At 44.0% G+C, this 23,572-nt stretch carries 27 protein-coding genes; 19 read left to right on the forward strand and 8 right to left on the reverse strand.

The window, feature by feature from the left end; all coding sequences use genetic code 11:
- The 7 genes from ACWA5Z_RS10075 (at nucleotide 1) to ACWA5Z_RS10105 (ending at nucleotide 5,573) form a co-directional block, all read left to right on the forward strand.
- Nucleotides 1-798 carry a TIGR03759 family integrating conjugative element protein gene (locus ACWA5Z_RS10075; protein WP_431051982.1) on the forward strand — a complete coding sequence of 266 codons (798 nt, stop codon included), beginning with the start codon at nucleotides 1-3 and terminating at the stop codon, nucleotides 796-798.
- A complete protein-coding gene (locus ACWA5Z_RS10080) occupies nucleotides 774-1,505 on the forward strand; it encodes a lytic transglycosylase (protein WP_431051984.1) in 732 nt (243 codons plus the stop codon). Before ACWA5Z_RS10075 ends, ACWA5Z_RS10080 begins: the two co-directional genes overlap by 25 nt.
- Nucleotides 1,506-1,609: 104 nt before the next feature.
- Nucleotides 1,610-1,840 (forward strand): hypothetical protein, encoded by a 231-nt coding sequence (locus ACWA5Z_RS10085; RefSeq protein WP_431051986.1) that lies wholly within the window; start codon nucleotides 1,610-1,612, stop codon nucleotides 1,838-1,840.
- Nucleotides 1,837-2,355, forward strand: a complete 519-nt coding sequence (locus tag ACWA5Z_RS10090; protein WP_431051988.1) for an integrating conjugative element protein — start codon at nucleotides 1,837-1,839, stop codon at nucleotides 2,353-2,355. Before ACWA5Z_RS10085 ends, ACWA5Z_RS10090 begins: the two co-directional genes overlap by 4 nt.
- On the forward strand, nucleotides 2,352-4,514 hold the full coding sequence (gene traD / locus ACWA5Z_RS10095) for a type IV conjugative transfer system coupling protein TraD (RefSeq protein ID WP_431051990.1): 2,163 nt from the start codon (nucleotides 2,352-2,354) through the stop codon (nucleotides 4,512-4,514). Before ACWA5Z_RS10090 ends, traD begins: the two co-directional genes overlap by 4 nt.
- 12 nt (nucleotides 4,515-4,526) lie before the next feature.
- On the forward strand, nucleotides 4,527-4,868 hold the full coding sequence (locus ACWA5Z_RS10100) for a hypothetical protein (RefSeq protein WP_431051992.1): 342 nt from the start codon (nucleotides 4,527-4,529) through the stop codon (nucleotides 4,866-4,868).
- Nucleotides 4,869-5,573, forward strand: a complete 705-nt coding sequence (locus tag ACWA5Z_RS10105; RefSeq protein ID WP_431051994.1) for a TIGR03747 family integrating conjugative element membrane protein — start codon at nucleotides 4,869-4,871, stop codon at nucleotides 5,571-5,573.
- Between the two features lie 22 nt (nucleotides 5,574-5,595).
- Here the strand turns inward: ACWA5Z_RS10105 and ACWA5Z_RS10110 are convergent, their stop codons facing one another.
- Nucleotides 5,596-6,114, reverse strand: coding sequence for a hypothetical protein (locus ACWA5Z_RS10110; RefSeq protein ID WP_431051996.1), 519 nt, complete (start codon nucleotides 6,112-6,114; stop codon nucleotides 5,596-5,598).
- 130 nt (nucleotides 6,115-6,244) lie between these two features.
- Here ACWA5Z_RS10110 and ACWA5Z_RS10115 point away from each other — a divergent pair, with 130 nt between their 5' ends.
- The 12 genes from ACWA5Z_RS10115 to ACWA5Z_RS10170 are packed head-to-tail and all read left to right on the forward strand — an operon-like array spanning nucleotide 6,245 to nucleotide 16,323.
- A complete protein-coding gene (locus tag ACWA5Z_RS10115) occupies nucleotides 6,245-6,556 on the forward strand; it encodes an integrative conjugative element protein, RAQPRD family (RefSeq protein WP_431051997.1) in 312 nt (103 codons plus the stop codon).
- A complete protein-coding gene (locus ACWA5Z_RS10120; protein WP_431051998.1) occupies nucleotides 6,556-6,783 on the forward strand; it encodes a DUF3262 family protein in 228 nt (75 codons plus the stop codon). The genes ACWA5Z_RS10115 and ACWA5Z_RS10120 overlap by 1 nt, the downstream gene beginning before the upstream one ends.
- 37 nt (nucleotides 6,784-6,820) lie before the next feature.
- On the forward strand, nucleotides 6,821-7,201 hold the full coding sequence (locus ACWA5Z_RS10125; protein ID WP_431052000.1) for a TIGR03745 family integrating conjugative element membrane protein: 381 nt from the start codon (nucleotides 6,821-6,823) through the stop codon (nucleotides 7,199-7,201).
- A 34-nt stretch (nucleotides 7,202-7,235) separates the two neighbouring features.
- Nucleotides 7,236-7,598 (forward strand): TIGR03750 family conjugal transfer protein, encoded by a 363-nt coding sequence (locus ACWA5Z_RS10130; protein ID WP_431052002.1) that lies wholly within the window; start codon nucleotides 7,236-7,238, stop codon nucleotides 7,596-7,598.
- Entirely contained in the window at nucleotides 7,595-8,233 is a 639-nt protein-coding gene (locus tag ACWA5Z_RS10135; protein ID WP_431052003.1) for a PFL_4703 family integrating conjugative element protein, read from the forward strand. Before ACWA5Z_RS10130 ends, ACWA5Z_RS10135 begins: the two co-directional genes overlap by 4 nt.
- Nucleotides 8,234-8,255: 22 nt before the next feature.
- Nucleotides 8,256-9,182 carry a TIGR03749 family integrating conjugative element protein gene (locus tag ACWA5Z_RS10140; RefSeq protein WP_431054338.1) on the forward strand — a complete coding sequence of 309 codons (927 nt, stop codon included), beginning with the start codon at nucleotides 8,256-8,258 and terminating at the stop codon, nucleotides 9,180-9,182.
- 19 nt (nucleotides 9,183-9,201) lie between these two features.
- On the forward strand, nucleotides 9,202-10,671 hold the full coding sequence (locus tag ACWA5Z_RS10145; RefSeq protein ID WP_431052005.1) for a TIGR03752 family integrating conjugative element protein: 1,470 nt from the start codon (nucleotides 9,202-9,204) through the stop codon (nucleotides 10,669-10,671).
- A gap of 27 nt (nucleotides 10,672-10,698) precedes the next feature.
- Nucleotides 10,699-11,094 carry a TIGR03751 family conjugal transfer lipoprotein gene (locus ACWA5Z_RS10150; RefSeq protein WP_431052007.1) on the forward strand — a complete coding sequence of 132 codons (396 nt, stop codon included), beginning with the start codon at nucleotides 10,699-10,701 and terminating at the stop codon, nucleotides 11,092-11,094.
- A 17-nt stretch (nucleotides 11,095-11,111) separates the two neighbouring features.
- Nucleotides 11,112-13,991 (forward strand): conjugative transfer ATPase, encoded by a 2,880-nt coding sequence (locus ACWA5Z_RS10155; RefSeq protein ID WP_431052008.1) that lies wholly within the window; start codon nucleotides 11,112-11,114, stop codon nucleotides 13,989-13,991.
- Nucleotides 13,970-14,470, forward strand: coding sequence for a hypothetical protein (locus ACWA5Z_RS10160; protein ID WP_431052010.1), 501 nt, complete (start codon nucleotides 13,970-13,972; stop codon nucleotides 14,468-14,470). Before ACWA5Z_RS10155 ends, ACWA5Z_RS10160 begins: the two co-directional genes overlap by 22 nt.
- Nucleotides 14,454-14,798, forward strand: coding sequence for a hypothetical protein (locus tag ACWA5Z_RS10165; RefSeq protein WP_431052012.1), 345 nt, complete (start codon nucleotides 14,454-14,456; stop codon nucleotides 14,796-14,798). Before ACWA5Z_RS10160 ends, ACWA5Z_RS10165 begins: the two co-directional genes overlap by 17 nt.
- A gap of 10 nt (nucleotides 14,799-14,808) precedes the next feature.
- A complete protein-coding gene (locus ACWA5Z_RS10170; RefSeq protein ID WP_431052013.1) occupies nucleotides 14,809-16,323 on the forward strand; it encodes a conjugal transfer protein TraG N-terminal domain-containing protein in 1,515 nt (504 codons plus the stop codon).
- Nucleotides 16,324-16,370: 47 nt separating this feature from the next.
- Here the strand turns inward: ACWA5Z_RS10170 and ACWA5Z_RS10175 are convergent, their stop codons facing one another.
- The 7 genes from ACWA5Z_RS10175 to ACWA5Z_RS10205 all read right to left on the reverse strand — a co-directional run bounded on the left by ACWA5Z_RS10175 (nucleotide 16,371) and on the right by ACWA5Z_RS10205 (nucleotide 23,097).
- Nucleotides 16,371-16,679, reverse strand: coding sequence for a hypothetical protein (locus ACWA5Z_RS10175; protein WP_431052015.1), 309 nt, complete (start codon nucleotides 16,677-16,679; stop codon nucleotides 16,371-16,373).
- A 179-nt stretch (nucleotides 16,680-16,858) separates the two neighbouring features.
- Nucleotides 16,859-18,280: a hypothetical protein gene (locus tag ACWA5Z_RS10180; RefSeq protein ID WP_431052017.1), complete on the reverse strand. Its 1,422-nt coding sequence runs from the start codon at nucleotides 18,278-18,280 to the stop codon at nucleotides 16,859-16,861.
- A 529-nt stretch (nucleotides 18,281-18,809) separates the two neighbouring features.
- On the reverse strand, nucleotides 18,810-19,289 hold the full coding sequence (locus ACWA5Z_RS10185) for a hypothetical protein (RefSeq protein ID WP_431052019.1): 480 nt from the start codon (nucleotides 19,287-19,289) through the stop codon (nucleotides 18,810-18,812).
- A 116-nt stretch (nucleotides 19,290-19,405) separates the two neighbouring features.
- On the reverse strand, nucleotides 19,406-19,759 hold the full coding sequence (locus ACWA5Z_RS10190) for a DUF4431 domain-containing protein (RefSeq protein ID WP_431052021.1): 354 nt from the start codon (nucleotides 19,757-19,759) through the stop codon (nucleotides 19,406-19,408).
- Between the two features lie 17 nt (nucleotides 19,760-19,776).
- On the reverse strand, nucleotides 19,777-21,771 hold the full coding sequence (locus tag ACWA5Z_RS10195; protein ID WP_431052023.1) for an integrating conjugative element protein: 1,995 nt from the start codon (nucleotides 21,769-21,771) through the stop codon (nucleotides 19,777-19,779).
- 16 nt (nucleotides 21,772-21,787) lie between these two features.
- Entirely contained in the window at nucleotides 21,788-22,738 is a 951-nt protein-coding gene (locus ACWA5Z_RS10200; protein WP_431052025.1) for a TIGR03756 family integrating conjugative element protein, read from the reverse strand.
- Nucleotides 22,739-22,746: 8 nt separating this feature from the next.
- Complete coding sequence (locus ACWA5Z_RS10205) at nucleotides 22,747-23,097, reverse strand: TIGR03757 family integrating conjugative element protein (RefSeq protein ID WP_431052027.1); 351 nt, start codon at nucleotides 23,095-23,097, stop codon at nucleotides 22,747-22,749.
- Nucleotides 23,098-23,572 lie beyond the last annotated feature (475 nt).

Genomic DNA, 23,572 nt, shown 5'->3' on the forward strand with positions numbered 1-23,572 from the left:
ATGATGACGCGCGCACCATTAAAAATCTCTTTTGCGCTAGCTGCTTGCTGGGCATTTGCGCTTTTAATGCCCTCGGTGGTTTCAGCTAATTCCGCGTTACCTGTTCTTACCTTGCCGTCGGTTCGCAAACACGTGGAAAATATCGATGCGACAGTTCAGGGAGCACAAACGCAAGAAAATGAACGTACTCAGTCAAAACACGCTCAACCAAACCATATACAGTCAAAACAATGGGGGCTTGATGAGCGGGAGTGGGAACGCTATGAAACCTTGAAACGCAGTGAGCGCGGAATTTGGTCACCAAATCTTGATCCGCTAACCATGCTAGGCATTGAAGCCGAAAATGAGCTTGAGCGCATGAAATATGCCCGTCTTTTAGCAAAAAAAGAGTTTGAGCGAGTCGAAAAAGAACTCAAATTTCAATTGGCGTATGATGCCGCGTTTAAAGAGCTCTATCCGAATATCAATCCAATCAGTGAGCAAACCATGGATGTCAATCATGGGCAAGACAATGGACGATTGGTCTTTTTTACTCGGACGGAAAATTGTGAGCGGTGTGATGTTGCGCTGACGGATGTGCTACAAAGCGGTAAAGCGGTCGATATTTATCTTGTCGGCACGAGCAATGATGATAATGCAGTGCGTCGTTGGGCGCAAAAACATCAAATCGACATTGAGCAAGTCAAAGCACGCCGTATCACTCTCAATCACGATCAAGGATATTGGTTTACGCACGCAAACGGTAAAATGCCCGTGGTATTTAAGGGGGGAACATGGGACGTGGTAAAACACTATTAGTCAATTTCTTGCTCTTGCTATTACCGATTTTTATCGGTTCTGCTGCAGCTATTCCACCGATGTATCAGCAAATCGCCGCTGAACAAGGTGTGCCGGCGGAAATGCTGTTTGCCATCTCTCTGAATGAAAGCAAAACAAAATTAACCTCAAAAGCGGTGAAACCCTGGCCGTGGACACTGAATGTCAAAGGTAAAAGCTATTTTTATCCAACAAGGCAAGAAGCATGTTCAGCGTTGGAAAATTTTGTTCGGAAATTTTCGTTAAAGAATATCGATGTTGGGCTTGCACAGGTCAATATCGGCTGGAATGGCAAGCATTTTTTTGCCAGTCACTGCGCAGGTTTTGAGCCAATGGAAAATCTTCGAGTGGCTTCTATCATCCTAAAAAATTGTTATCGAACCCACAAAGACTGGGTTAATGCAGCCGGTTGCTATCATCACCCGAAAGGTGGTACGCCGGCGGCGCGTTACAAACAAAATATTCGGACACATTTAGCCAAAATCAAAAAAGGGGCTTATACCTCGCCTGAAACAACAATATTACCGTTGCACCCGCCACAAGAAATTTCTGCACTGCCAATTAGAACCGTTGAGCAAGGTATTGAATCTATTCTTTACATGCCTGAGCCGGATACCGCACTTCGCTGGATTTCCCCGCATCAAACACAATTAGTGTGGCTTGAGCCTAAACAAAATAAGGATTTATGATGAAGACAAGACTGAAAAACATGATTTTGACGGTATGCTGCAATATTTATCACACGATCAAGCAATCAAAACAGTCTTCACCATAATTTGGAGAGAAAAATGTTATGACAAATGATGCTGTATCGACCCCGGATGCGCTGACGCATGTGTTACGCGTCATTGCATTAAGTACACATGACCCCGTTGTTCGTGTTTTTTGTGAGCAGACCTTAAAAGAGGGTGCGGAGCAAATGCGACTTGCATTAAGTGAAACCTGCTGGCTGACCGATTTAGACCACCTTAGAGCCACAATCAGCCGTGCTATCGGTATGGACAGTATGGAGAAAACAGGATGAGCCGATTATACCATGTTTGCCTTGTAATGCTTGCGGTATTGAGTAGCCAGATTAGTGTAGCAGCATTGCGCGTGATTGCCGATGTCGGCGGTGAAAGTGCGGTGCGCTTTTATGAACCGTTGCAACCGGTGCATGATGACATGGCAGATGTCTATCCAAACGCCGTGCCGCCAACCTTGGAAGAAAAAGATTTACTGCCGATTGTGTCGCATTTGATGTCGCCGGGCAAGGTCAATACTCAAACATTTTCACAGCCGTTAGTCGGTATAGAGCCGCTCTTTTTGTTGGGCAGCGACGGCTATTCGCAACAGTGGCTGCATAAAAATAAAGTGCGGCTATTAGAACTGAATGCGACAGGTTTGGTAGTCAATGTCAGTAGCTTTGACGAGTTGCTTCAACTTCGCGCAATTGCGCCGGAGCTACCGCTCTTGCCGGTGAGCGCAGATGATTTAGCCAAACGCCTCAATTTATCGACGTATCCAGCGTTATTAACTGCCGATGGGATTTATCAATGAGTGATAAGCATGTGATCGAAACCGTATTGCGCCCAGCAGTTGAGCTAAATACCGCCGTAGTTGCGCTTTGCGCAGCGGTAATTTGTCTCTACGCCCCTTGGTCAGTTGCTTTAACGCCCAGTATCGGTTATGGCATGGCAGCAGGTTTTGCTGGTCTTGCCTACGTGCGCGCAAGACAAGGATTGATGATTTTACGTCAGCGTAAAAATATTCGTCGCCTGCCGTATTACGCTCTGAGCAGTAAACAAGTACCGATCAGTCAGCGTTATTTATTTTTAGGGAAAGGGTTTGTTTGGGAGCAAAAGCACACACAGCGGCTTTATAGCTGTTTGCGTCCGGAAATGGCGGACTACGTGAAGATGCCGGCGTATTATTTATGGGCACGTGAAGCTGAAAAGCGGTTTGAGGATAGTTTGCCTTGGTTGGCAAGATGGCTGGCAAAAGACGTTAGATGCAATCCGTTTCGCCCCTTGCCGCCGGTTGGCGGCAGTCCACTGATCCACGGGATTGAATTGAACGAAAGTGATGTGATGATGCCGCTGGGCGAGCGCGTTGGACACACTATTGTATTGGGGACAACACGGGTTGGGAAAACACGATTGGCTGAATTACTGGTTACGCAAGATATTCATCGCGGCAAAAAAGCGGACGATCGCGAAGTCGTTGTGTTTTTCGATCCGAAAGGCGATGCGGATATGCTCAAACGGATGTATGCCGAAGCGAAGCGTGCTGGGCGTGATAACGCCTTTTATGTCTTTCATCTAGGTTGGCCCGAAATTTCAGCACGATATAATGCTGTTGGGCGTTTTGGGCGCGTATCCGAGGTTGCTGGGCGAATTTCAGGACAGTTAAGCAGTGAGGGAAACAGTGCCGCATTTAAGGAGTTTGCATGGCGGTTTGTCAATATTATTGCCCGTGCGCAAGTAGAATTGGGGCGCAGACCAGATTACCCTAGCATTGCGCGCTATGTACAAAATATCGATGAATTGTTTATTGATTACGCTACACATTATCTGGGAAAGCACGATCCAAAAGCCTGGGACAGTATTGCGGCATCTGCATCCAAAATTAATGATAAAAATACGCCACGCAATATGATTGGGCGTGATCCACGCGTGGTTGCACTTGAGCAGTATTTAACAACGAGCAAAATTTATGATCCCATTTTAGACGGCTTGCGAAGTGCGGTACGCTACGATAAAACCTATTTTGATAAGATTGTTGCTTCACTTCTGCCATTGCTGGAAAAACTGACCACGGGTAAGATTGCCGAGTTGCTCGCGCCAAATTATAACAATATTCATGATGAGCGACCGATATTCGACTGGCAAGAAGTCATTCGCAAACGTGCGATTGTGTATATTGGATTAGACGCGCTATCGGATACCACAGTAGCAAGTGCGGTCGGTAATTCAATGTTTGCTGATCTCGTCTCGATGGCAGGTCATATTTATAAGTATGGCATTGATGACGGCTTGCCGGAAGAACTAAGCGGTAAATCAAAAAAAGTAGCGATTAATCTTCATTGTGATGAATTCAACGAACTAATGGGGCAGGAGTTTATTCCGCTGATTAATAAAGGTGGGGGCGCAGGGATTCAAGTCACGGCGTATACGCAAACCTTGTCTGACATCGAAGCGAAAACTGGCAATAAAGCCAAAGCGGGACAGGTGATCGGTAACTTTAATAACTTGATTATGCTACGCGTGCGAGAGCCGGCGACAGCAGAGCTGCTAACCAATCAGTTGCATGAAGTAGATATACTGAAAAATACCACGATTTCGGGCGTAACGGATAACAGTGATCCGAGCAGTCACCAAGATTTTACCTCCAATACGCAAGACCGGATCAGTGCTGAAAAAGTGCCGATGATCACACCGTCAAATGTAATACAGTTGCCAAAAGGACAAGCCTTTGCTTTACTGGAGGGCGGTAAATTGTGGAAAATCAGAATGCCATTACCCGTTTCTGATGGTGATGAGTTTATGCCGTCGTCCATTTTACAACTGGCTGGCTATATGCAAGAACATTATCAAACTGGCGAAACCCTTTGGTCACAAGCGGCGTACCATTATTCACCGTCCGCTGAAGCGATTGCCGCCTTTGAAAAATTAGTAGAAACCCCCATCTTGCCAATGTCCGATAGCTCAGTTGAATAAAGGAAAAATAAAATGAAATACCGCTATGATAAAGATGATTTACGGGTCAGTAATCTCGCCGTATCTGGCCCAGAAGCGTCGGTTATGCCGATGCTGAACACGCATTTGCAAATCGGTTTATACGATCAACATAAATCGCTCAAAGCCTTATTACGCTATTTTGCCGAGCAAAATTTTGAAGTGACACCCTTATTCGATGCGATACACCGTAGTGAGGAGCTCAGAACCTATGTCGTGAAGCTGTCCCATGATATTGATGATGAAATTTTGTTACAGTGTTACGTTGAGCCGGTCAATGCTAGTGAATTACCCTTTGATTTTGACACTTCGCTTCAAATCGGTAAGGTACATTAAATGGCAGCAGAACAAGGGCAAGTCCGTGAAGTGCGCCAAGGGCTGTTTAGTCGGTTATTCTCCCTGTTCAGCCGAATTCTCGGCGTGCTGATCATTTCATTAATTTTAAGTATTCTTTTTGAGTGGATTGGGATCACATGGTTCTGGCCAGATGAAGGCTATCGCCATAGCCAGCAGATGATGCTGACGGAGATAAGTTGGTTTACTTCTGATTTTACCCAAAGCCTGTTACACACCTCCCCACATGGTTTTGCTGAATACGTGATTACTCAGGTACACGAGTACCTTTTTGTGAAAACTGGCTTAGCGCGCTGGCTTGAGGCGCAGCATGCGCATGGTAGTATGTCGTACTATGTCTATTTTTATGCTCGTGCTTATATTGAATCCATTATCTATGTCACGATCACCTTTATTATTCGGGTACTCATTATCGTCTTCACCTCACCTTTGTTTTTGCTTGCCGCTATTGTGGGCTTGACCGACGGCTTGGTGCGGCGCGATATCCGCCGATTTGGGTATGGCTATGAATCTAGCTTTATCTATCACCACGCCAAGCGCACCGTATTTCCGATTTTAACGGTGGCTTGGATGATCTATCTTGCTATTCCATTTTCCGTTCACCCCAATTTTATTTTAATTCCCGCGGCCATATTGTTGGGATTAGCCATTTCAATCACATCCGCCAGCTTTAAAAAATATTTGTAGATATTGGTACGCTGCGACGGAATCAGCGTAGTATATCTTTATGAAGGGCTATTTGAAGAAATTGATCGTAAACCTCGCTATCAATTACCATCGGTATCATTGTTATTTGATATATTTTCATAAGCATTAATATGCGGTGACGACCATCAAGTACACAGCAGTTACTCGATAGTTCGGGATACTCAATCTCGCCATTGGATAGATAACACTTGATTTTGTACCAACGTTCAGGGTGTATTGTAAACGGCTGATACATTTCTGAAAGAATCTTAAACCCATCAACATACAGTATTTTATAGTTATTCTGAAGAGCTGGGTTTACATAAAAATGAACATCGGTAAAATTCGGATAGATCATATTTTCTGTATCATCTGGGATTTCCTCAAATGATGGGAATGGATATTTATCTAATTTTGTTCTGAGTAGTGCCATTGGAAATCTAGCAAACCACTCCGGTTTTGTATTTGACTCCCAATATCCATCTTGTGGCAAACCGAAAAAACAATCAATGCCTGGCCTTGTTCCCTCTGATTTTGTCATATTTCCTCCGAATACTTTCTAAAAATAGCAAAATTTTTTTGTTTCAAATGGGAAAATAATTTCCTATTAAATTTTTATTTTAATTTTCGCACACTGGCTCTCGCAGAACGACAACAATGCGAGGGAAATTATGCGGAAATTCATACCATACTTCATTCTGTTTATGCTGACTCCATTTGCCCATGCTAATGAACAAATGGAATTAGATCAAGCCATCAAACAACTCAATGCAGCAGAGCAATCATTGCTTCGCGCACAAGCCAATGCAAACGCCAATATCTCAACACGCTTTTATTTTGACTACAGCAAAGCACGTCAAGATATTGCGACCGTTCGTGCCGGTATTCATCGTTATCTCAATACCAACCGCGCTCAACCTCGTCCTCCGACAGCTATTAAAGAGCTGAGCGGAGATTACGAGAAAAGCCGTAAGGGGTATTGATGAGTACGGAAAGTATTACCGCGTATGAATCCATCGCAGGCTCAGTTTCAGCCAGCTATGTTCTGTTTGTCGGCGTATTCGCTGCGTTCTTTTTCATTGTGATCGCGTGGATATTTAACAGTGCATACAAAGGCTGGGGGCGAAATATGCTGAGAAATGAAGATTTGGGTGTGATTTTCGTTAGAGCAGCCGTGTTATTGACCATCGTTTTATTTGTCGTTCTGTGATGTGCCTATTATTTACTTTCGCTTAAGGAAAATCACTATGAAATTTCTATTCAAAAAATATCTCCAACACTCTCGCACAATGTTTCAAGGGAAATGTCTCGCACTATGGGCGTTAATCAATGTATTTACCGCAAATACCGCACTTGCTGATTTGCCAAAGATGGAAGACCCCTCGCGTGGGGCTGGTAAGGGGGTTATCGAAACAATCAAAAACTATGCCTATGACGCGGGTATTTTAGCCGGATTACTGATTTCAGCGGTTGCATTTTATCAAGTTGCCAGCAGCTGTTTGGCAACCTACCGTGAAATCAGTGACGGTAAAAAGAAATGGAGTGATCTCGGTATGACCGCGCTGGTTGGGGCAATTTTAATTGTGATCATAATCTGGTTACTAACCAAAGCTGCCGATATTTTGTAGTTCATCTTCATTCAGATAAACAAGGAGTCACGCGATGTCGAGTAAAAATGCAACCATTGATTTTTTGCCAGAGCGTCTTAATCGCCAACCAGTGATTTTTCGCGGTATGACTAATTCTGAGCTGTTTATCATGTTTGGTAGCGGTTTTGTATTTGGATTCGTACTGGGTATTGCTGCTGCAATTTTGGTCGGCGAATGGGCATTAATCCCGACACTCGCGTTGCTATTTGCTTTTGTCTTTGTGTTGAGCGGTGGCAATGTCATCGCGCGTAAAAAACGCGGGAAGCCCGATACATGGTTTCCGCGTTGGATAGAAATGAAGTTCGGACGAAACCGATTATTAATCCCGATCAGCGAAACCAAACGTTACTGGTCAATACGTAGAGGAACAAAATGAGTATCTATAAAAACATTTTGAAAGATAAAGACAATCATATCAAAACACTGCGTATTGTGATTGTTGGATTATTTTTCGTTATCGCTGTGCTGGCGGTCGGCTGGGGAAATGCGCCTAGCCGTTTACAAATTCATATACCGCCGGATTTAAAAGCTGGCAGTCAGCGCCCGTGGTGGGAAATTCCGCCGGCAAATGTCTATGGTTTCAGCTTTTATATTTTTCAGCAACTCAATCGATGGCCGACAGACGGTAAAGAAGACTATAAGCGCAATATTTCAGCATTGCGTGCTTATCTCACACCAAGCTGCCAAGACTATTTGGAGCGTGATTATAAAGAGCGTGACAGCTACGGTGAGCTGACTAAACGGGTGCGCGGAGTGTATGAAATTCCTGGACGTGGTTTTTCGCAAGATCGCGTACAAGTACTCAGTCAGGATGATTGGATTGTAAACCTCGATCTCAGTACTGATGAATATTATGGCGACGAAGCGGTTAAACGTTCACTCGTGCGCTATCCATTGCACGTCGTCAGATATGACGTGGATTTGGAGGCTAATCCATGGGGACTGGCATTAAATTGTTATTCGGAAACGCCGAAACGATTAGAGCGTGCCACCGAAGAACTGACAAAGTAAATGTAGAGGTTATCACATGAAAATGAAACAACAATTTTTATTCGGTATATTAGGCCTGTTCACCGTTTTCTTTGCGCAAGCAGAAGTGTTGGTGAAGTGGCAACGCACACCGATTCCGATCAGTTTATCCGTTGATAACGAGCGGATTATTTTCGTTGATCGCAATGTGAAAGTCGGATACCCACCTATTTTAGATAATAAACTGCGAATTCAAAATGCCGGCGGCGCACTCTATTTAAAACCGACGCAACCGTTTGAGAAAACACGGTTGCAGTTGCAAGATATGGCAACTGGCGAAATTATTCTACTCGATGTGCAAAGCCAAGCTACAACGTCGAATGTAGAGGCACGCAGTACACAAGAGCCAATTCGTATTCTTTACGATGTCGCTGTTGAAAGTAATCGCGCGGTGAAAATGCCCTCTGTAGATGTGGAAAGGGAATCCCTATCATCAGCTTCTGCTTCGATTAATCCTAAACCAAGTTTACCGATTCCGGCAGCATTGACGCGCTATGCCGCACAATCCCTTTACGCGCCGTTAAGAACGGTTGAACCGTTAGAAGGCGTTCGTCGCGTTGCAACACGCTTGCCGAAAATGCTCACGACCTTATTGCCGGCTGCTCCAATTACTGCAACGCCGTTAGAAAGTTGGCAGCTAGGGGAATATGTAGTGACCGCTATTCGTTTAAAAAACCGTTCTGCCACTCGTATTACGCTTGATCCACGCGATTTGCAAGGACGTTTCTATGCAGCAACCTTTCAACATCAGTGGCTTGGGATTAACGGCACATCGGAAGATACGACAACGTTGTATTTAATCACCGTAGGCAGTGCCGATAAGGCCGTCATTCCAGCGGCTAATCAACAAAATAAGGCAAAACCAGTGAAAAAAACCGTGAAAAAGATGATAAAAACCACGGTGAATACAACACAGCAAGTCATTGAATAGCAAGCCTTGGGAGTGAAATATGAAACTGAAACAAAACGGCATGTTAAAAATTCTAGTCCCAGGGGTACTCGCTGTGGCTGCCATTATTGGGATTAAAGCCTTCACAAAATCATCCCAGTCGAATGAAAGTTCGGTTGAAAATTACACCATCAACGATTTAAAACCGGAAGAGCTACGCGCACTCGGTATTGATGGTGATACGCCGCACGATACTGTCAGAACACTTATCGGTACAGTGAAAGCGACACGGCAGGATATTGCTGAGATTAAAACCCAGAATGCTGATTTAGCACGTCGAAACAAAGAATTACAACGGCAAGCGACCGATGTTGATTCCAAAGTTGCAGAGGTGATTTCTCGCGAGCGGCAAAATATGTCGGTCGAGTTTGAAAATGCCTTTCAACACCGAACTGACAGTTTAGTCAGTGAATTAGAACGCCGTATTGCAGAACTATCCAATTTGGTTGAGTCACCTTCATCAACTATAGCGACGGCAAAACAAGGCAGTGATATGCCGATTGGTTTGGGGTTGGAGGGGGAAAGTTTACCTAATTCTAATTCCAGTCCTAATTCCGGTATGCGCTGGGTGATGCCGTCAGATATGCAGGAAGTCGATCATAAAGGTAACCCGATTAGTAGCGGACAAAAAGCCGATAGCGTACGTTTTCCCAATCCTTTTTCAGCCTTAGATGATTCCACCATCGGAAAAGCGCACGAAGATTTCACTGGAAAAAGTACACGTGAAGCAGAAGCTATTCCAGTTTATACCTTACCGGAAAATTCAACCTTAGTTGGCTCAATTTCAATGACCGCACTATTGGGACGCGTGCCGTTAAACGGGGTCGTAAACGATCCATATCCGTTCAAAATTTTGATTGGGCGAGAAAATTTAACCGCAAACGGGATTGATTTACCCGAAGTGGAAGGCGCGATTATCTCCGGAACAGCTACCGGCGACTGGACGTTATCCTGCGTACGCGGCACGGTAAATAGCATGACTTTGGTATTTAATGATGGACGAGTCCGCACTTTGCCAAACGATCGCCGGAGCGGCAATAACGGCAGTAAAAACAGTAGTGAAAGCAGTATTGGCTGGCTGTCTGATCCACATGGTATTCCGTGTATTGCCGGCGCGCGCAAAACCAATGCGCCGGAGTTTTTAGCAACCAGTTTCCTACTTGGAGGCGCATCAGCGGCGGCACAGGCGTGGTCACAGAGCCAAACCACAACGGTCGTTAATGGCGATTCCGTGGTTGGTGCAGTCACTGGCGACCAAGGAAAATATTTAGCAGGACAAGCGTTGGGGGCAGGATTAGCAGAAACGACTGACTGGGTACGTCAGCGATACGGTCAGACCTTTGATGCGATTTATGTTCCGCCGGGGCAAACAGTCGCGGTGCATATCACTCAAGAGTTAGCGATTGACTACGAGCCGGATGGTCGCAAGGTTAAATATGCAACCTATCAAACGCAAGGTGCTATGGATTAATAGGAATGGGATTTAAGGAGAGTTTAAATGAAAAAAGTTATCATGATAGTCGCGCTTGGTGTAATGCTTAGTGGGTGTTCTACTTCGCAAAATGAATTGCTTCCGCCAGGTGACAGCTCAATGCTGGAACTCTGGCAGAAAAACAGCGGTAGCGGCACATTAATTCAATCGCGAGCTGATTTAACACGTGATATTGCACCGCAAGCCGTTCGTTCCAGTGAGCAGCAAAGTTATACACGCACGGCAGAGAACGAAGCAACCGCACTTTTCCCTCGACTGCCGAATCCGGATTTAGTGATGTACGTTTATCCGCATTTATCGCCCACGGGCGAGCCGATTCCCATTCCTGGTTACTCAACGGTAATTCCCTTTTATGGGCGTGTGCAATACGCACAGCCAGGTGAAAGAACGCGTGATTATTAGTAAAAAAGGACTATCTGATGCGCTTAAATCCATTTAAATCCAAGAAAGATACGATACCGCCGCCAATACTCGCTGGGCATAATGAGGATGAAAACAGCAGCAATACAACTGATTCATCTCTGAATGACATGCAGTCAAGTGACACAACCGCACAGAAGATTAACTTTGTCAAACGCGATGACTACCTGATGAAAACCTATCAGCAAACACAAAAACAAGAATCATCATTCGTTTCTCGCTTACCGTGGGTGGAGTTTATTGATGATCAACAGGTGATGTTACTGGAAGACGGACGCTCACTGGGTGCGGTGTTTGAAATTAAGCCGATTGGCACAGAAGGACGCTCGGCTGAATATCTCGAATCAATTCGGACACAGGTCAAAGATGCGCTACAAGACGCGTTTGATGAACTCGATAATAACCCTTGGGTGGTGCAGTTTTTCTGCCAAGATGATGAGATGGCAGCGTCTTATCGTGATGTATTGGAACACTATATTCAGCCGAATGCCAAAGGAACGGCATTTAGCGATGCTTGGCTGAATTTGATGGAAAAGCATTTGAATGATATTTCAAAGCCCGGTGGCTTATTTGTCGATAAAATGGTGACAAATACCCCGTGGCGCGGACAAATTCGTCGCACGCGCATGGTGGTGTATCGCTATGTTTCTGCGAAAGCCAATGAAACGCTATCGCCGTTAGAGGCGTTGAATAATGCCTGTGAACGGATTGTGAATTCGTTACAAAGTGCGGGTTTGCACATTGAGCGACAAACGGGTAAACAAATCCACGAATGGCTACTGCGTTGGTTTAATCCCGCGCCGGATATGTTCGAATCCGCCGAACATTTTTATCAGCAGTGTAGCTATCCAGAGCAACCCACCGATCCGAACGATTTAATGATTTGGGAGGATTTTTCCGAAACCTTGTTGGTCAAGTCGCCGCAAACGAAAGGGGAATATTGGCTATTTGATGAAAAGCCGCATGAAGTGGTTGTGGTTGATAGCATTCGGCGTGCGCCACCAGTGGGGCTTATCACCGGTGAAATTAAGCGTGGCGACAATTTCAATGCATTATTCGATTTACTGCCGGAAGGCACGGTGATGTCTTCAACCATGGTGGTTTATCCACAAGATTTATTAGAGCGACATCTCGCTACGATTTCATCGAAAGCCAAGGGAGATAATGTCGATTCAGTCTATGCCAAACAAGATTGTGACAGGGTTCAAGTATTCCTAAAAGAAAAACACAAAATGTACCACAGTGCCTTGGCGTTTTATGTTAAGGGCGAAGATGAGCGTGACTTACGAGCAAAGAGCCGTCGTTTACGTTCGGCATTGCTCAGTTCAGGCTTAGTGCCGGTTGCGGAAGGCAATGAGGTTGCGCCATTAAACAGCTATCTGCGCTGGTTACCGATGTCATTTAATCCGCAAGATGATCGCAACCACCTCTACACCAAATTCAATTTTGTGCAGCATATCGCCAACCTCATTCCGGTATTTGGTCGCTCCACTGGTACAGGACACCCTGGCATCTCATATTTTAACCGTGGCGGCGCGCCACTGGATTTCGATCCATTGAGTAAACTCGACAGAACCAAAAATGCACACACCCTGATTTTAGGCCCGACAGGGGCCGGAAAATCGGCGACACTCAACGGTAAAATTGCGCAGTTGATGGCGGTACATCGCCCACGTTTATTTGTGATCGAGGCGGGGAACTCATTTGGGTTAATGGCGGAATATGCCTCAACCTTGGGCTTAACGGTCAATAAAGTGACGTTAAAACCAGGTAGCGGTGTCACCTTATCGCTCTTTGCCGATTGTCACCGCTTAATGAATGATCCAAAAGTTAAACGTCGTTTATCTGAAAGTGCGGTCGAGGAGGAAGAACGAGAAGAGCAAACCGAAGAAGCCGAACAAGAAGGCGACGATCAGCGTGATATTTTAGGTGAAATGGAAATCACTGCACGTTTGATGATCACTGGTGGTGAGGCTAAAGAAGACGAGCGGTTATCGCGCCCCGATAAAGCCATGATCCGCAAAGCCATTATTTTGGCAGCAGAGAAAACCTATCAAGAAAAACGGCAAACTCTAACCCAAGACGTGCGTGATGCGTTTTATACAATGAGCCACGATGAATCGTTGCCGGAAAAAAGCCGTGAGCGTGCCTATGAAATGGGAGAGTCACTGGGTATGTTCTGTCAGCCAGGCAGCTTTGAAGCGGAGCTGTTTAATAGTGAGGGTGAAGCCTGGCCCGATGCAGATATTACCTTGGTTGATTTAGCCACCTTTGCTCGAGAGGGCTATGAATCGCAACTTGCAATTGCCTATATTTCCTTAATCAATCACATCAATAGCCTTGGTGAAAAATACCAGTATTCTGGCAGACCGATCGTCAATATTACCGACGAAGCACACATTATCACCGTCAATGCCTTGCTAGCCCGATTTTTAACCAAGGGGTCGAAAATGTGGCGGAAACTTGGCATTTGGCTATGGCTGGCGACCCAAAACATGAAAGACTTCCCGAAAGACGCGGTGAAATTAATCAATATGCTCGAATGGTGGGAACTACTTTGCGGTGTCGATGATTATGAAATCAGTGAAATCTGTCGCTTCAAACCATTAACCGAAGAGCAGAAAACGCTGATCCGTTCGGCGAAGAAAGATCGCAATTACACCGAGGGTGTCGTGTTATCCGATAAGCTGGAAGCACTGTTCCGCGTTGTGCCGCCGAGTTTGTATCTTGCGCTGGCAATGACCGAGCCAGAGGAAAAAGCCGAGCGGATGACATTGATGAAAAAGTTCAATATCTCAGAATTAGAAGCGGCAATGCACGTTGCTGCTCGCATTGATGAAGGGAGGGGGATTGAGCCATGTCTAAAACAAGCGGCGTAAAAACGCCAAATCGAACAGCAAGAAAAGCAGCTAGCAAACAGAATAGTTGTGACATATCACGCCACGAAGTGCGGTTATTTGATTCCGGCATTACCACACCGCAGCAGGCAATTGCGATCAATCCGCAATACCAATCTCACTACATCGAACTGTTGAGCTATGTACAAGCCGTGATTGGGGTTGCACGCACCTTTATGCTGAAACCGTACCGCATCATGGATGAACGCTATTTGATGATCCGCATTCAGGGCGATAAAAGCCAGTTTAACCTCACTTTAAACATCACGGGGCGCATTGCTTGGCCACGAATGCCGACCGCTAAACGGCAGTATCGATTGTATATGGACATGGTGGATTACATCGATAGCTTTTGGTTTGCTGAGTATTTGCGGCGATCCTTGGGACTACCGATGTCAGCGCAGTTATCCCCAATTCCTGTACATAATAATGTGGAGAAAACGAATGAAAGTGGACATTAAAGTGGATACGCAATCTGTACGAAAATCACGCAAGATACTTTTTACTATGCTGTTTTGTTCTAAGTTATTGCTGATCTTGTTAGCTGTGATGTTATTGGCCTGGTTGGCAATGAACTATTTACCCCAAGTTGCCGGCATTAATGAATGGCTAAAATCCACGTGGTATTTTTGGCTCGGACTTCGCCTCATTCTTTATTCGACGATAGCTTGGATCATCTATGAGATTCACCGTCATCAGAAAAATATTAATGTGATGCCGATCATTCGTTGGGCGATTGCGCTCATTGTGGTTGCGGAGCTTGCGAATATCTTACAACTCACAGCATAGGAGAAATACTATGAATATGTATGTGAACAGTTATTTTGAGTATTTCCTGACGTTGCTAAGCTGGATTATCAACAATGCCTTATGGCATGTGTTTACCGAAACAGGCTTATTCGCGACGCCGTTTCTTGCTCACTTGGTCCGATTGTGGTTGAAAGTGCGTGAAGAGGGCGATGATGAGGGTAATAAAGGGAAACTGTTGTTAGCGCGGCTAGAGCACGCCTTTTATGTGAGCCTTGTGGTGATTTTCTTTACCTGTGTCCCGATGTTGAAAATTACTATTCATAACATCAAAATGGATGTCGAACGCTCGAAGCAATGCGGTTATACCATTGTGGATACATCGAATACCCAGTTTTCTAATGTGCAAACCGAAATGGGCGGTAAGAGTGCTTCTGTGCCGATTTGGTGGGGATTTACCCACACCTTAAACAAAGCGGTGACACAGGCTGCGGTTGCGAGTATTCCGTGTAAACCGGATCTACGCCAAATCCGATTTGATGTGCAGCACACGAAAATCAGCAGTCCGGTGCTATTGCAAGAAGTGCGTGATTTTGTCGAACAGTGTTTTGTGCCGGCACGAACCAAAATCAAACGGCAGCAAATTGAGCTAAACGAAGTGCAAGCCAACGATGTGGATTGGATCGGCTCTAGCCTGTTGCTCAATTCCGAGGGGCTGTATGACAGCTACCGTTCTCATGCACCGCGAAAGCAATGGGCGTATAACGCAACGCGAGATGCCGGGTTACCAAACACCGGTGACGGAGGATTTCCGACCTGTAAACAGTGGTGGGCAGATGATAAAGCTGGTTTAAAATCACGGCTATTGGCGGAGTTTAAGCCAGGTGTGCTAGGCAGTATCAATAAATTATTCTCTGGTCAAAAAGACTACGAGGACAATATTATCCGCAGCCTGGTGCGCCCTGAAAATATCGAAGTCTCGACTGGTAATGCTTATTCCGGCTACGGTGGAAGCGTGGATTTTAGCTTGTCTAATGCCTTCAGCCGTGTTGCATCATTTGTCGGCATGACCGCTGGTGCAACCGCAGCATTTCCGGCATTTGACGCAATGCGACAGGCATTGCCGATGGTTCAAGGCTTCTTGATTATGGCATTGGTGATCTGTATTCCCTTAGTGACATTGTTCAGTGCCTACGACATCAAGGTAATTATGACCATGACCTTTATTCAATTTGGCTTATTTTTCCTGTCATTTTGGTGGGAGCTGGCACGTTGGCTGGATACGTGGCTGTTGGAAGCACTTTACAGCAGCGATACCCATTCAAACTGGAACTGGGCAGGCATACAAAACACCAGCGATGATATGGTCGTCAATTTTGTGATGGGCTCGATGTTCTTGGCACTTCCGGCATTCTGGTTGGGTGCTATGGGGTGGGCAGGGATTCATACTGGAGCAGCCCTCAATAATATAGTTAAAGAAGGAACTTCAGCAGCTAGAGAGAATGGTGGGAAAGGAGCTAGTACTTCAGTAAGTATAACTAAAGAGGCTATGTCAGATAACAAATAATTAAAAAAGCCGTTTGATAAATATATATCAAACGGCTTATTAATTACTTAAACTTCATTGTCATCATACCAAATAGGATCATCCCAATTTATCTCGCCATTTTTATAATAACCAGTTCCCCAGTCAGGAGTATATCCACTATGACTATAAATTTTTAACAATGAAAAATCAGATGGTTTCGTATTCGAAAGCCAGAACGCAGCGATAACGCCAGCAATCAGTACAAACACACTCAGAAAATAACAGACAAGTGCGGTCACGGCGATGACATACAGCCATTTCAACGCAGTTGGGTGCTGCCAGCGCATGAATTTGCGATACAGTCTGCCTAAGCGATAACCGATATTCTTTTTCATAACAGCCCCCCAATTATTGTTTAGATAGTCCTCAATATATACTTTACCTGCATAAAAAACAAGCTAAAAAAGTGAGGGGAAACAGTATTTTTGTGGCTAAATTGAAGCGAGAAAACGTGAATTATCTTGATGTGCGACCGCTGTTTTCACGTTTTCTCGACAGCATTTTGATCAAGGTTTTAATCAATTTGCGAGAGCGTATAAATGATATCTACTGGCAATGTTTCTGGTTTGGATTTGACGTGGTTTATTGTCACAATTCGATCTTGTTGTAAATCATCAAGCAAGATGGTGTCTTTATCAGCATATTTTTTGTGTTTCATCAAGTTGGCTGTATTCACAAAGAAATATTGTGTGTAATTTGTGACTTTATCTTCAATCAACACATAAGGTTGCGCTTTTTTGACATCGACACTGATTTTTTGATAGGCAGCCTGCGAGGGAGCAGATTTTTGCTGGGAAATGCGGTCGATAACATCACCATAAAATACCGCCATTTCGCTATATAACAATTCTAAAGAAAGCATATTGCGGAATTTAATATTAAATTCGCGCTCTAAATAAGCATCACGCTCTGTCTTATAGCGATCCAACTGCATGACAAGATCGAAATAATTGCGTTCTGCTTGCTCGACTTGATAGGAAAGGTGATTTTCATTCACACCGTTATTCTTATTGCGTGCAATGATTTCTTCATCATGAATTTGCTTATTGAGAGCAGATAATTCATATCGATAGCCAGTATTTTTAAATTGCTCGACATCTACCTTTCCTTGCGCAATTTGTTCTTGAATAATGCCGAGGAAATTTGCTGACAACAGAGAGGGAAGGTCGGTATTTTTGACAAAAACAGGGGAATATTGCGAGTCCATTCTGAAAGAAGTCATAAAACAAATATTTTGATGATGGAGCATAATCTCGGTATATGAGCCGTCGATACTCATGCCTTCCGCTTTACACGGTTTATTGGCTTGATAACGAAAATGGGATAGTGCATTAGGTTTCAAAATATCGATTGGAATCCCTTCATCAACAATAATTTTATTAATTGCTGCCACTGAGCTATTCAGTAGCTCATTGATTGTTTTATCACTGGCATCACGCTGTGCTTCAATATCTGCCTTTTTCTGACGCAGTGGCGTTAATTTTTCAAGGTACTGTGAGAATAAGGCACTTTGTGCAGAGTGCCGGTCTTTTGCCAAATCAACTTGCTTTTTTAGCAACTCCTGATCCATTTCAATCTTGAGTTCAACCTCTTCTTTGAGCTCAGTGGCTTCAAATAAGACTTGCTGGTATTTGCTTTTTAAATCAGACAAGGAAGCCGAATCAAAACCGGAAAAATCGGGAAATTTTGGCAGTTTTTCATTTGCAACCATGTCATAGCTGATCGCTAATTGTCCCAACTGCTGATAGGATTTTGACAAACTTTTGAGCTGTTCTACCGTTTTGCTGTCCCAGTAATAAAAGCTCCTTTCAACTTGGGCTGGCGCTAAATTAAAGAGTACCGCAGGTTTTTCCAATGTAACAGTTTTATCGTCGTCACAGGCGGTAATGAAGAGAGAAGTACAAAGGATAAGACTAAGTTTTGCAAGTGATTTCATAACAAGCTCCAGTCAATTAGTAATAAGTTCTTAATATCAAAGTGAATTTGTAACTAAGCACGTCCAATATATACTTTGCCTACAACAAGAACAAGTTATCAGATTTATTTTTATCAATGAATTTAATCAATAGATGTATTGCAAAATGGTTTAGTTTACTAGCATTTTTCAGAGTACTGCGATGGTAATAAATAGGCGTTGTTTATGGGTATTTTCGTAAGCCTGAGAAAATAGTATTTTTGCGACGGTATATAACGATACTTAATATGATAAAAAACTGTTGATTTGCAGATATGAAAAAGCCCTGTGTAAACAGGGCCTATCAATATAGCCTTAATTGGTGAAATAGCCGAGGCGGTTTTACCATAGGATCTGCAGAAACTACAGATATTTGCCCTATGTTGGATCTGGCTACCCAGATCACTAAATCACAGAGTTAAGCGAGTAACTCCCTGCCATGTAGCTAATCTGCCTATTCATCGCTTCCAGATTAACTATAGCTCTTGCAGTGTGTATATTATAAAATCATTCAAATTTTTTGACAATCTTTTTTAATGTGGTTAAGCGGTTTATTGCCCCAACGCCCTTGTACATTTAGCGGCGCAGCACGTGTTGCTGTGAGTAATGTTACTGCGCTATAAAAAGAATGCTCATTCCCATCTTCAATTTTTTCAATGATTACAGCTCCACTAGTTGTTTTGACAACTGCTGTTTTAGTATCTTTGATTTCTGGGTAAATTGGTGTTCGTCGATTTAAAATTGAAATTAGATGATTAATAACTTCTCTCACTGTTACAATTTTTAATCGTATTAAGGCAGTACGTCTGCCTTGCCATATGTGATCCAAACCGTATTTATGCAGATGTGCTCCTCTAGACAACCAGATTTCTCCCTCAACTAAAATATGATTTGTAGCAGGAAAATAGCCAATTAAGCATATTTGCTCATTAGGGTTAGTATACTTAATCAAGTAATCATCAACTGGCAAATCTAAGTCATTCTGAATCATGATATATTATAAATTGAACTGGAAAAGCAAGAATTTTATTAAAGGTCGATCAATGTATCACAAAGCGAGAGGAATACAAACTGTGTAAAAGCGCACGACTGTGCGCTTTGTTTGTTTTATGGGCAAGGTTTATACGTCTTTAGCTCAATTAACACATCGGTTTTATGGTGTGCGGTTTCAGCCCCGAATAATGTTCCCTCAGCAAAAACACAACCAACCGGCAGCTTTTTACCAGACCAGACGATTTGCAGTTTTCTCACGCCATCGATGTTGGGATAAAACGACTCTTCGCCACCTCGGAGATTAATACCCGGTGCAGCGAGATGTAGCATCGGATAACCGTTCTCTTTTTTGATGTTGCCTTGTAAAGTGAGTGGCGTGCTGTAATTAACTTGCGTTGGATTATCAGCTAGCGAAAATACACTAAATCCACATAAAAGCGTCGCGAATACAACGGTGATTTTTTTCATATATTCTCCTTACTTAATTAACCTGATGGGGTGTGCTCTTTTGATGAACCTTCTTTCCAACCTTCTTTCGTACGAATGGCATTAACGATATGGCGACGCTGCTCATCTGATAATGAACTCATTGGTGTATTTTTGTCAAGTCCGGTCGTTGATGTTACCATGCTTATATACAGGTCGGTATTATTTTCATTACGTGGTGCGTAGCGTTCAATTGCACCGGCGATTGTTTGGTTATTATAATCCCTTGTTTTTAACAATGCATGAATAGCTCTTTCACCGGTTTCAGCATCAGGGAAAATAGCAAAACCGCTTGGACCGACACCAATTGCGCCGTAACGTTGTGCAAATTCACCGGCACGAATATTGCCCGGGTTGTTATTTCGCCAAGCCAGTGTACCGCCTTCGCGCCGAATCAGCTTGCCATCCGCCGTTTTATAAATCGTGGCTCGCCCATCGGCATAAGCATTATTAGTTTCATAGGCTTGTAATCCCCGACCGCTGACGATGCCGCCATTCCCACCACGAGAGCCGCTATATGCGCCGTTGATACTGCCTAAGCCACCAGTTGAAGTCGGAATATTCAAGCGAATATAATGGGATTTGATATTGATTTTGCCACCGTTACTATTATCCGCTTTAGCATCTTCGATATTTCCACTCAATGCCCGCATACGTTTATCGGTATCGTCTGATACATTACTTTCTAAGGCTTTTTGCTGCTCATGAATACGTTTTTCCAAAATCGCCATTGCGGTGTTGCCGGCAATTGAGCGTTGTAGTTCCATTTCCATTTTGGTTTGCTCGATTTCCCTATCTAACATTAAGAGATTTTTTTCAAGCTCTTTTTGTGCAATTTCATTGGCAGCAATATTCGGTTCGCGCATACCAGCAAGGATTGTACGCCGTGCTAACAGGGCTTTTTCTAAGGTTTTTGAAATCGCGATTTCACTTGCAAGCCGACTTGAAAGCACAACGACATCCGAATCATCTTTGAGCGCCTCGACTAATCCACGTGTGATTTGAATCGCAGTTGAACCGATTTGTTGGAGTTGTGATGGTATGGGGTTCACGGCATTCAGTGTTTCTTCTAAAATAACGAGTGTTTTGATATTTTCTTCTTCAATGATAGGCGCAAGCCCTGTACCAGCTTTGGATTTTTGTTCACCACATTCATTGCAGGTGGTTTTATGTACATCACCCAAGACACGCGTTGCCCAGTCGGCAGCTTCTTGTGGGGTTTTCCAGGTCGTACACAACATACCGTCACATTGTTGTGGTGTCACGGCGGCTTGATTAGTTACGGCTAAGCCATTAGCGACATTAAAGCCGGCTTTTGCGGCATCTTCTAGCATTTTTAGTGGTTGTTGCCCTTTACCACCTTTTTGCTTACCACCCACCCATTTTACTCCCTTTGATCCATCATCTTTTTCAGCTTGTTTTTTGGCTTGTATTGCATCTTTTTGCGTTTCAGCGACACGTTGATAATTTTGTGTTTTTGCCATCATTCCCCAACCAGAATCGCCCAAATAATCGGCGGCTTTGTTGGCAAGTTCTTCACAACTGGTTTTAGCGGCATCAAAATCTAAACGTCCTTGTAGCACGCCGTTGGTGAGCAAATCATAAAGCTGTGGATTGGCGCGCTGTATGACCATTGCCGGTAGGCTGGCAACTGCGCCGGTTGCCGACTGAACAACATTGCCCATCAAGTCCTTGAAACCCTCAGTGATGCCATTTAATTGATTTCTAACGGTGGTTTTAATATCAAAATTACCACACATTAGATTTGCATTCCAGCCGAGCCCAATTGATAATTCATGTGGGCGTTTACGTGATGGCGGGGTCATCACAGCCGAGCCGCCGCCGATTTGGTAGTAAACCTTATCAGATAAAACTGATCCAGCTTGTTGTGTACTATAGGAATTGGCAAAGCTATTTTCTGAAAAACAGAAGAGCGTTACCATGACTGCAGATATTGAAAAATACAGTATGGGTTTGTTGTGTCGAATAGTCATAATATGATCCTTTCAGCTATCGAAAATCGGTACTAAATAAAAATTTCTGCCCGCGCCGCTTACAGCAAGAGTAAGGTCGCCACAGCGCCCAGGCATAATCTTGCTCAACCGAATGCTTGTCTGCGTATGCATCCGTCGCATTGCGATCAGGAAAGATGGCACAAGACTTTTCCATTTTCGGTGTGAGCATCTGCCATTTATGGCTGCGTTCATCACCTTCTTTCACGGGGGGCGGCGGCCACCAACCGTTTTCTTGTTGTGCTTTTTGCGCGGCTGGAATATAAATATGCAACTGCCCACTACGGGAGATAATATCGGCGGCACGTTGTGCCGTAACTGCTGCAGCTTTATAAGGATGAACTTGGGTAACATTGCCGGCGCGTGGGTAAATATTTCCCCACATATCGTCTAAACCACCAATCTCACGCATGCCCGGTGTTATCGCTTCCGGATAGAAGGATTCGGGTATGCCGGCGCGCCAAGCAAGCACATCAAGTCCACTTAAAAAGTGCGGTTTAAACGAGAAACTTTGGCTTTTACAGTAATAACCCGTTTTACTGAGCAGCTGTGTGATTGCCCCGAGAGGATGTCCGATAACATCAACGTTTTTAAACGTGAGTTGTGAATACTGTTTGGTATGAGGTTTGTCTTGATAATCACCGCCATCGATGCCTTTGCCGAGACTTTTGATTTCTTTCCAAGGATTTTGTCCGCCGTGGTTATACGCAGAAACAACTTGCTCTGGTAAAAAATGGCGCACTTTAACCGATGTACGAACACGGCAACCCGTGTAGGAACAGTAAAGCCAATAACAAATACCGACAGTTTGGTACTCCATGCAACTTGTTGAGGCGCTTGATGCCATGATCTGGGCGGTATTAATACTCGCGGCAGCCGTTTCATCAGAGAAAGTGATGCCTGAAAGGGACAGGCCTATTGTTAATAAATAATGGGGCAGTTTTTTCATGCTATTCCTCATTCATAGTAGATTTCAATCGCGCGCTGTAGATCAGTGATGCCATACATCACTTGGTTATCTTGAGGCGCTGAATTTGAGGAGAATAAAATTGCCGGCACTTTCATAATACCGTGTTGCCATGCCTGTGAAATGCCCTCATAAGCCTGTTTAAGTGCGGTTTCGTGCTGTATCCATTCTGGCGAAGACAGCAAGGCTTTTGCTTGTTTTTCTGCCATCTCTGGTTGATTGCTTAATTGGAATTGCTCAGAAAATTGGTCTTCTAGTTTATCGACCATATCTAAATAATAAATCTGTGCCGCCAATTCTGGAGACTGAATCGCATATTGCTGTGTAGTGTAAACGGTCATCGTGACATCCGTGGATGGTAGATTAGACCGGTTATCATCCGCGCAAACACTAGCACTGATTAAACACAGCAAAAGGAAATGGTGTGGAAACTTCATCATAAATCCTTAAAGAGAGCATGGGTGAGGCTATCGTAAGAAAATGTGTAATGAAGGTTAATCAAAAATTATATTTCAAATTAAAACAATTTTTTGATCTGACGTATTTTTTAGAAAAAAAGATAAATTTGTTATTGACAACCGTTAAATTAAACGTCCATAATTTTAACAGTTTCAAAGTAAGCCGCTATCGTTGATAGCACTTAAGCCCAAGCACCCGGTCTGAAACGTGCAGTTCTCGTAGAGAAAATGACCATCCCAAATGCCTAGCGCACTCTGAAACAGGCAGTAAGTTTTTAACTTATGAGTGTTTACTTCAAACCCAAATGTCGTTTATCGACATTTATCCCGACCGGGGAAACGAACCCGGCGGGTGAGT

Source organism: Testudinibacter sp. P80/BLE/0925, from assembly GCF_053570785.1.

Coding starts and splice junctions, on each gene's coding strand:
- ACWA5Z_RS10160 (WP_431052010.1), top strand. CDS start 13,970: ATGTCTAAAACAAGCGGCGTAAAAACGCCAAATCGAACAGCAAGAAAA.
- ACWA5Z_RS10080 (WP_431051984.1), top strand. CDS start 774: ATGGGACGTGGTAAAACACTATTAGTCAATTTCTTGCTCTTGCTATTA.
- ACWA5Z_RS10180 (WP_431052017.1), bottom strand. CDS start 18,280: ATGAAATCACTTGCAAAACTTAGTCTTATCCTTTGTACTTCTCTCTTC.
- ACWA5Z_RS10120 (WP_431051998.1), top strand. CDS start 6,556: ATGAGTACGGAAAGTATTACCGCGTATGAATCCATCGCAGGCTCAGTT.
- ACWA5Z_RS10100 (WP_431051992.1), top strand. CDS start 4,527: ATGAAATACCGCTATGATAAAGATGATTTACGGGTCAGTAATCTCGCC.
- ACWA5Z_RS10175 (WP_431052015.1), bottom strand. CDS start 16,679: ATGAAAAAGAATATCGGTTATCGCTTAGGCAGACTGTATCGCAAATTC.
- ACWA5Z_RS10140 (WP_431054338.1), top strand. CDS start 8,256: ATGAAACAACAATTTTTATTCGGTATATTAGGCCTGTTCACCGTTTTC.
- ACWA5Z_RS10185 (WP_431052019.1), bottom strand. CDS start 19,289: ATGATTCAGAATGACTTAGATTTGCCAGTTGATGATTACTTGATTAAG.
- ACWA5Z_RS10165 (WP_431052012.1), top strand. CDS start 14,454: ATGAAAGTGGACATTAAAGTGGATACGCAATCTGTACGAAAATCACGC.
- ACWA5Z_RS10135 (WP_431052003.1), top strand. CDS start 7,595: ATGAGTATCTATAAAAACATTTTGAAAGATAAAGACAATCATATCAAA.
- ACWA5Z_RS10205 (WP_431052027.1), bottom strand. CDS start 23,097: ATGACCGTTTACACTACACAGCAATATGCGATTCAGTCTCCAGAATTG.
- ACWA5Z_RS10195 (WP_431052023.1), bottom strand. CDS start 21,771: ATGACTATTCGACACAACAAACCCATACTGTATTTTTCAATATCTGCA.
- ACWA5Z_RS10155 (WP_431052008.1), top strand. CDS start 11,112: ATGCGCTTAAATCCATTTAAATCCAAGAAAGATACGATACCGCCGCCA.
- traD (WP_431051990.1), top strand. CDS start 2,352: ATGAGTGATAAGCATGTGATCGAAACCGTATTGCGCCCAGCAGTTGAG.
- ACWA5Z_RS10150 (WP_431052007.1), top strand. CDS start 10,699: ATGAAAAAAGTTATCATGATAGTCGCGCTTGGTGTAATGCTTAGTGGG.
- ACWA5Z_RS10170 (WP_431052013.1), top strand. CDS start 14,809: ATGAATATGTATGTGAACAGTTATTTTGAGTATTTCCTGACGTTGCTA.
- ACWA5Z_RS10125 (WP_431052000.1), top strand. CDS start 6,821: ATGAAATTTCTATTCAAAAAATATCTCCAACACTCTCGCACAATGTTT.
- ACWA5Z_RS10075 (WP_431051982.1), top strand. CDS start 1: ATGATGACGCGCGCACCATTAAAAATCTCTTTTGCGCTAGCTGCTTGC.
- ACWA5Z_RS10115 (WP_431051997.1), top strand. CDS start 6,245: ATGCGGAAATTCATACCATACTTCATTCTGTTTATGCTGACTCCATTT.
- ACWA5Z_RS10090 (WP_431051988.1), top strand. CDS start 1,837: ATGAGCCGATTATACCATGTTTGCCTTGTAATGCTTGCGGTATTGAGT.
- ACWA5Z_RS10190 (WP_431052021.1), bottom strand. CDS start 19,759: ATGAAAAAAATCACCGTTGTATTCGCGACGCTTTTATGTGGATTTAGT.
- ACWA5Z_RS10145 (WP_431052005.1), top strand. CDS start 9,202: ATGAAACTGAAACAAAACGGCATGTTAAAAATTCTAGTCCCAGGGGTA.
- ACWA5Z_RS10200 (WP_431052025.1), bottom strand. CDS start 22,738: ATGAAAAAACTGCCCCATTATTTATTAACAATAGGCCTGTCCCTTTCA.
- ACWA5Z_RS10130 (WP_431052002.1), top strand. CDS start 7,236: ATGTCGAGTAAAAATGCAACCATTGATTTTTTGCCAGAGCGTCTTAAT.
- ACWA5Z_RS10085 (WP_431051986.1), top strand. CDS start 1,610: ATGACAAATGATGCTGTATCGACCCCGGATGCGCTGACGCATGTGTTA.
- ACWA5Z_RS10110 (WP_431051996.1), bottom strand. CDS start 6,114: ATGACAAAATCAGAGGGAACAAGGCCAGGCATTGATTGTTTTTTCGGT.
- ACWA5Z_RS10105 (WP_431051994.1), top strand. CDS start 4,869: ATGGCAGCAGAACAAGGGCAAGTCCGTGAAGTGCGCCAAGGGCTGTTT.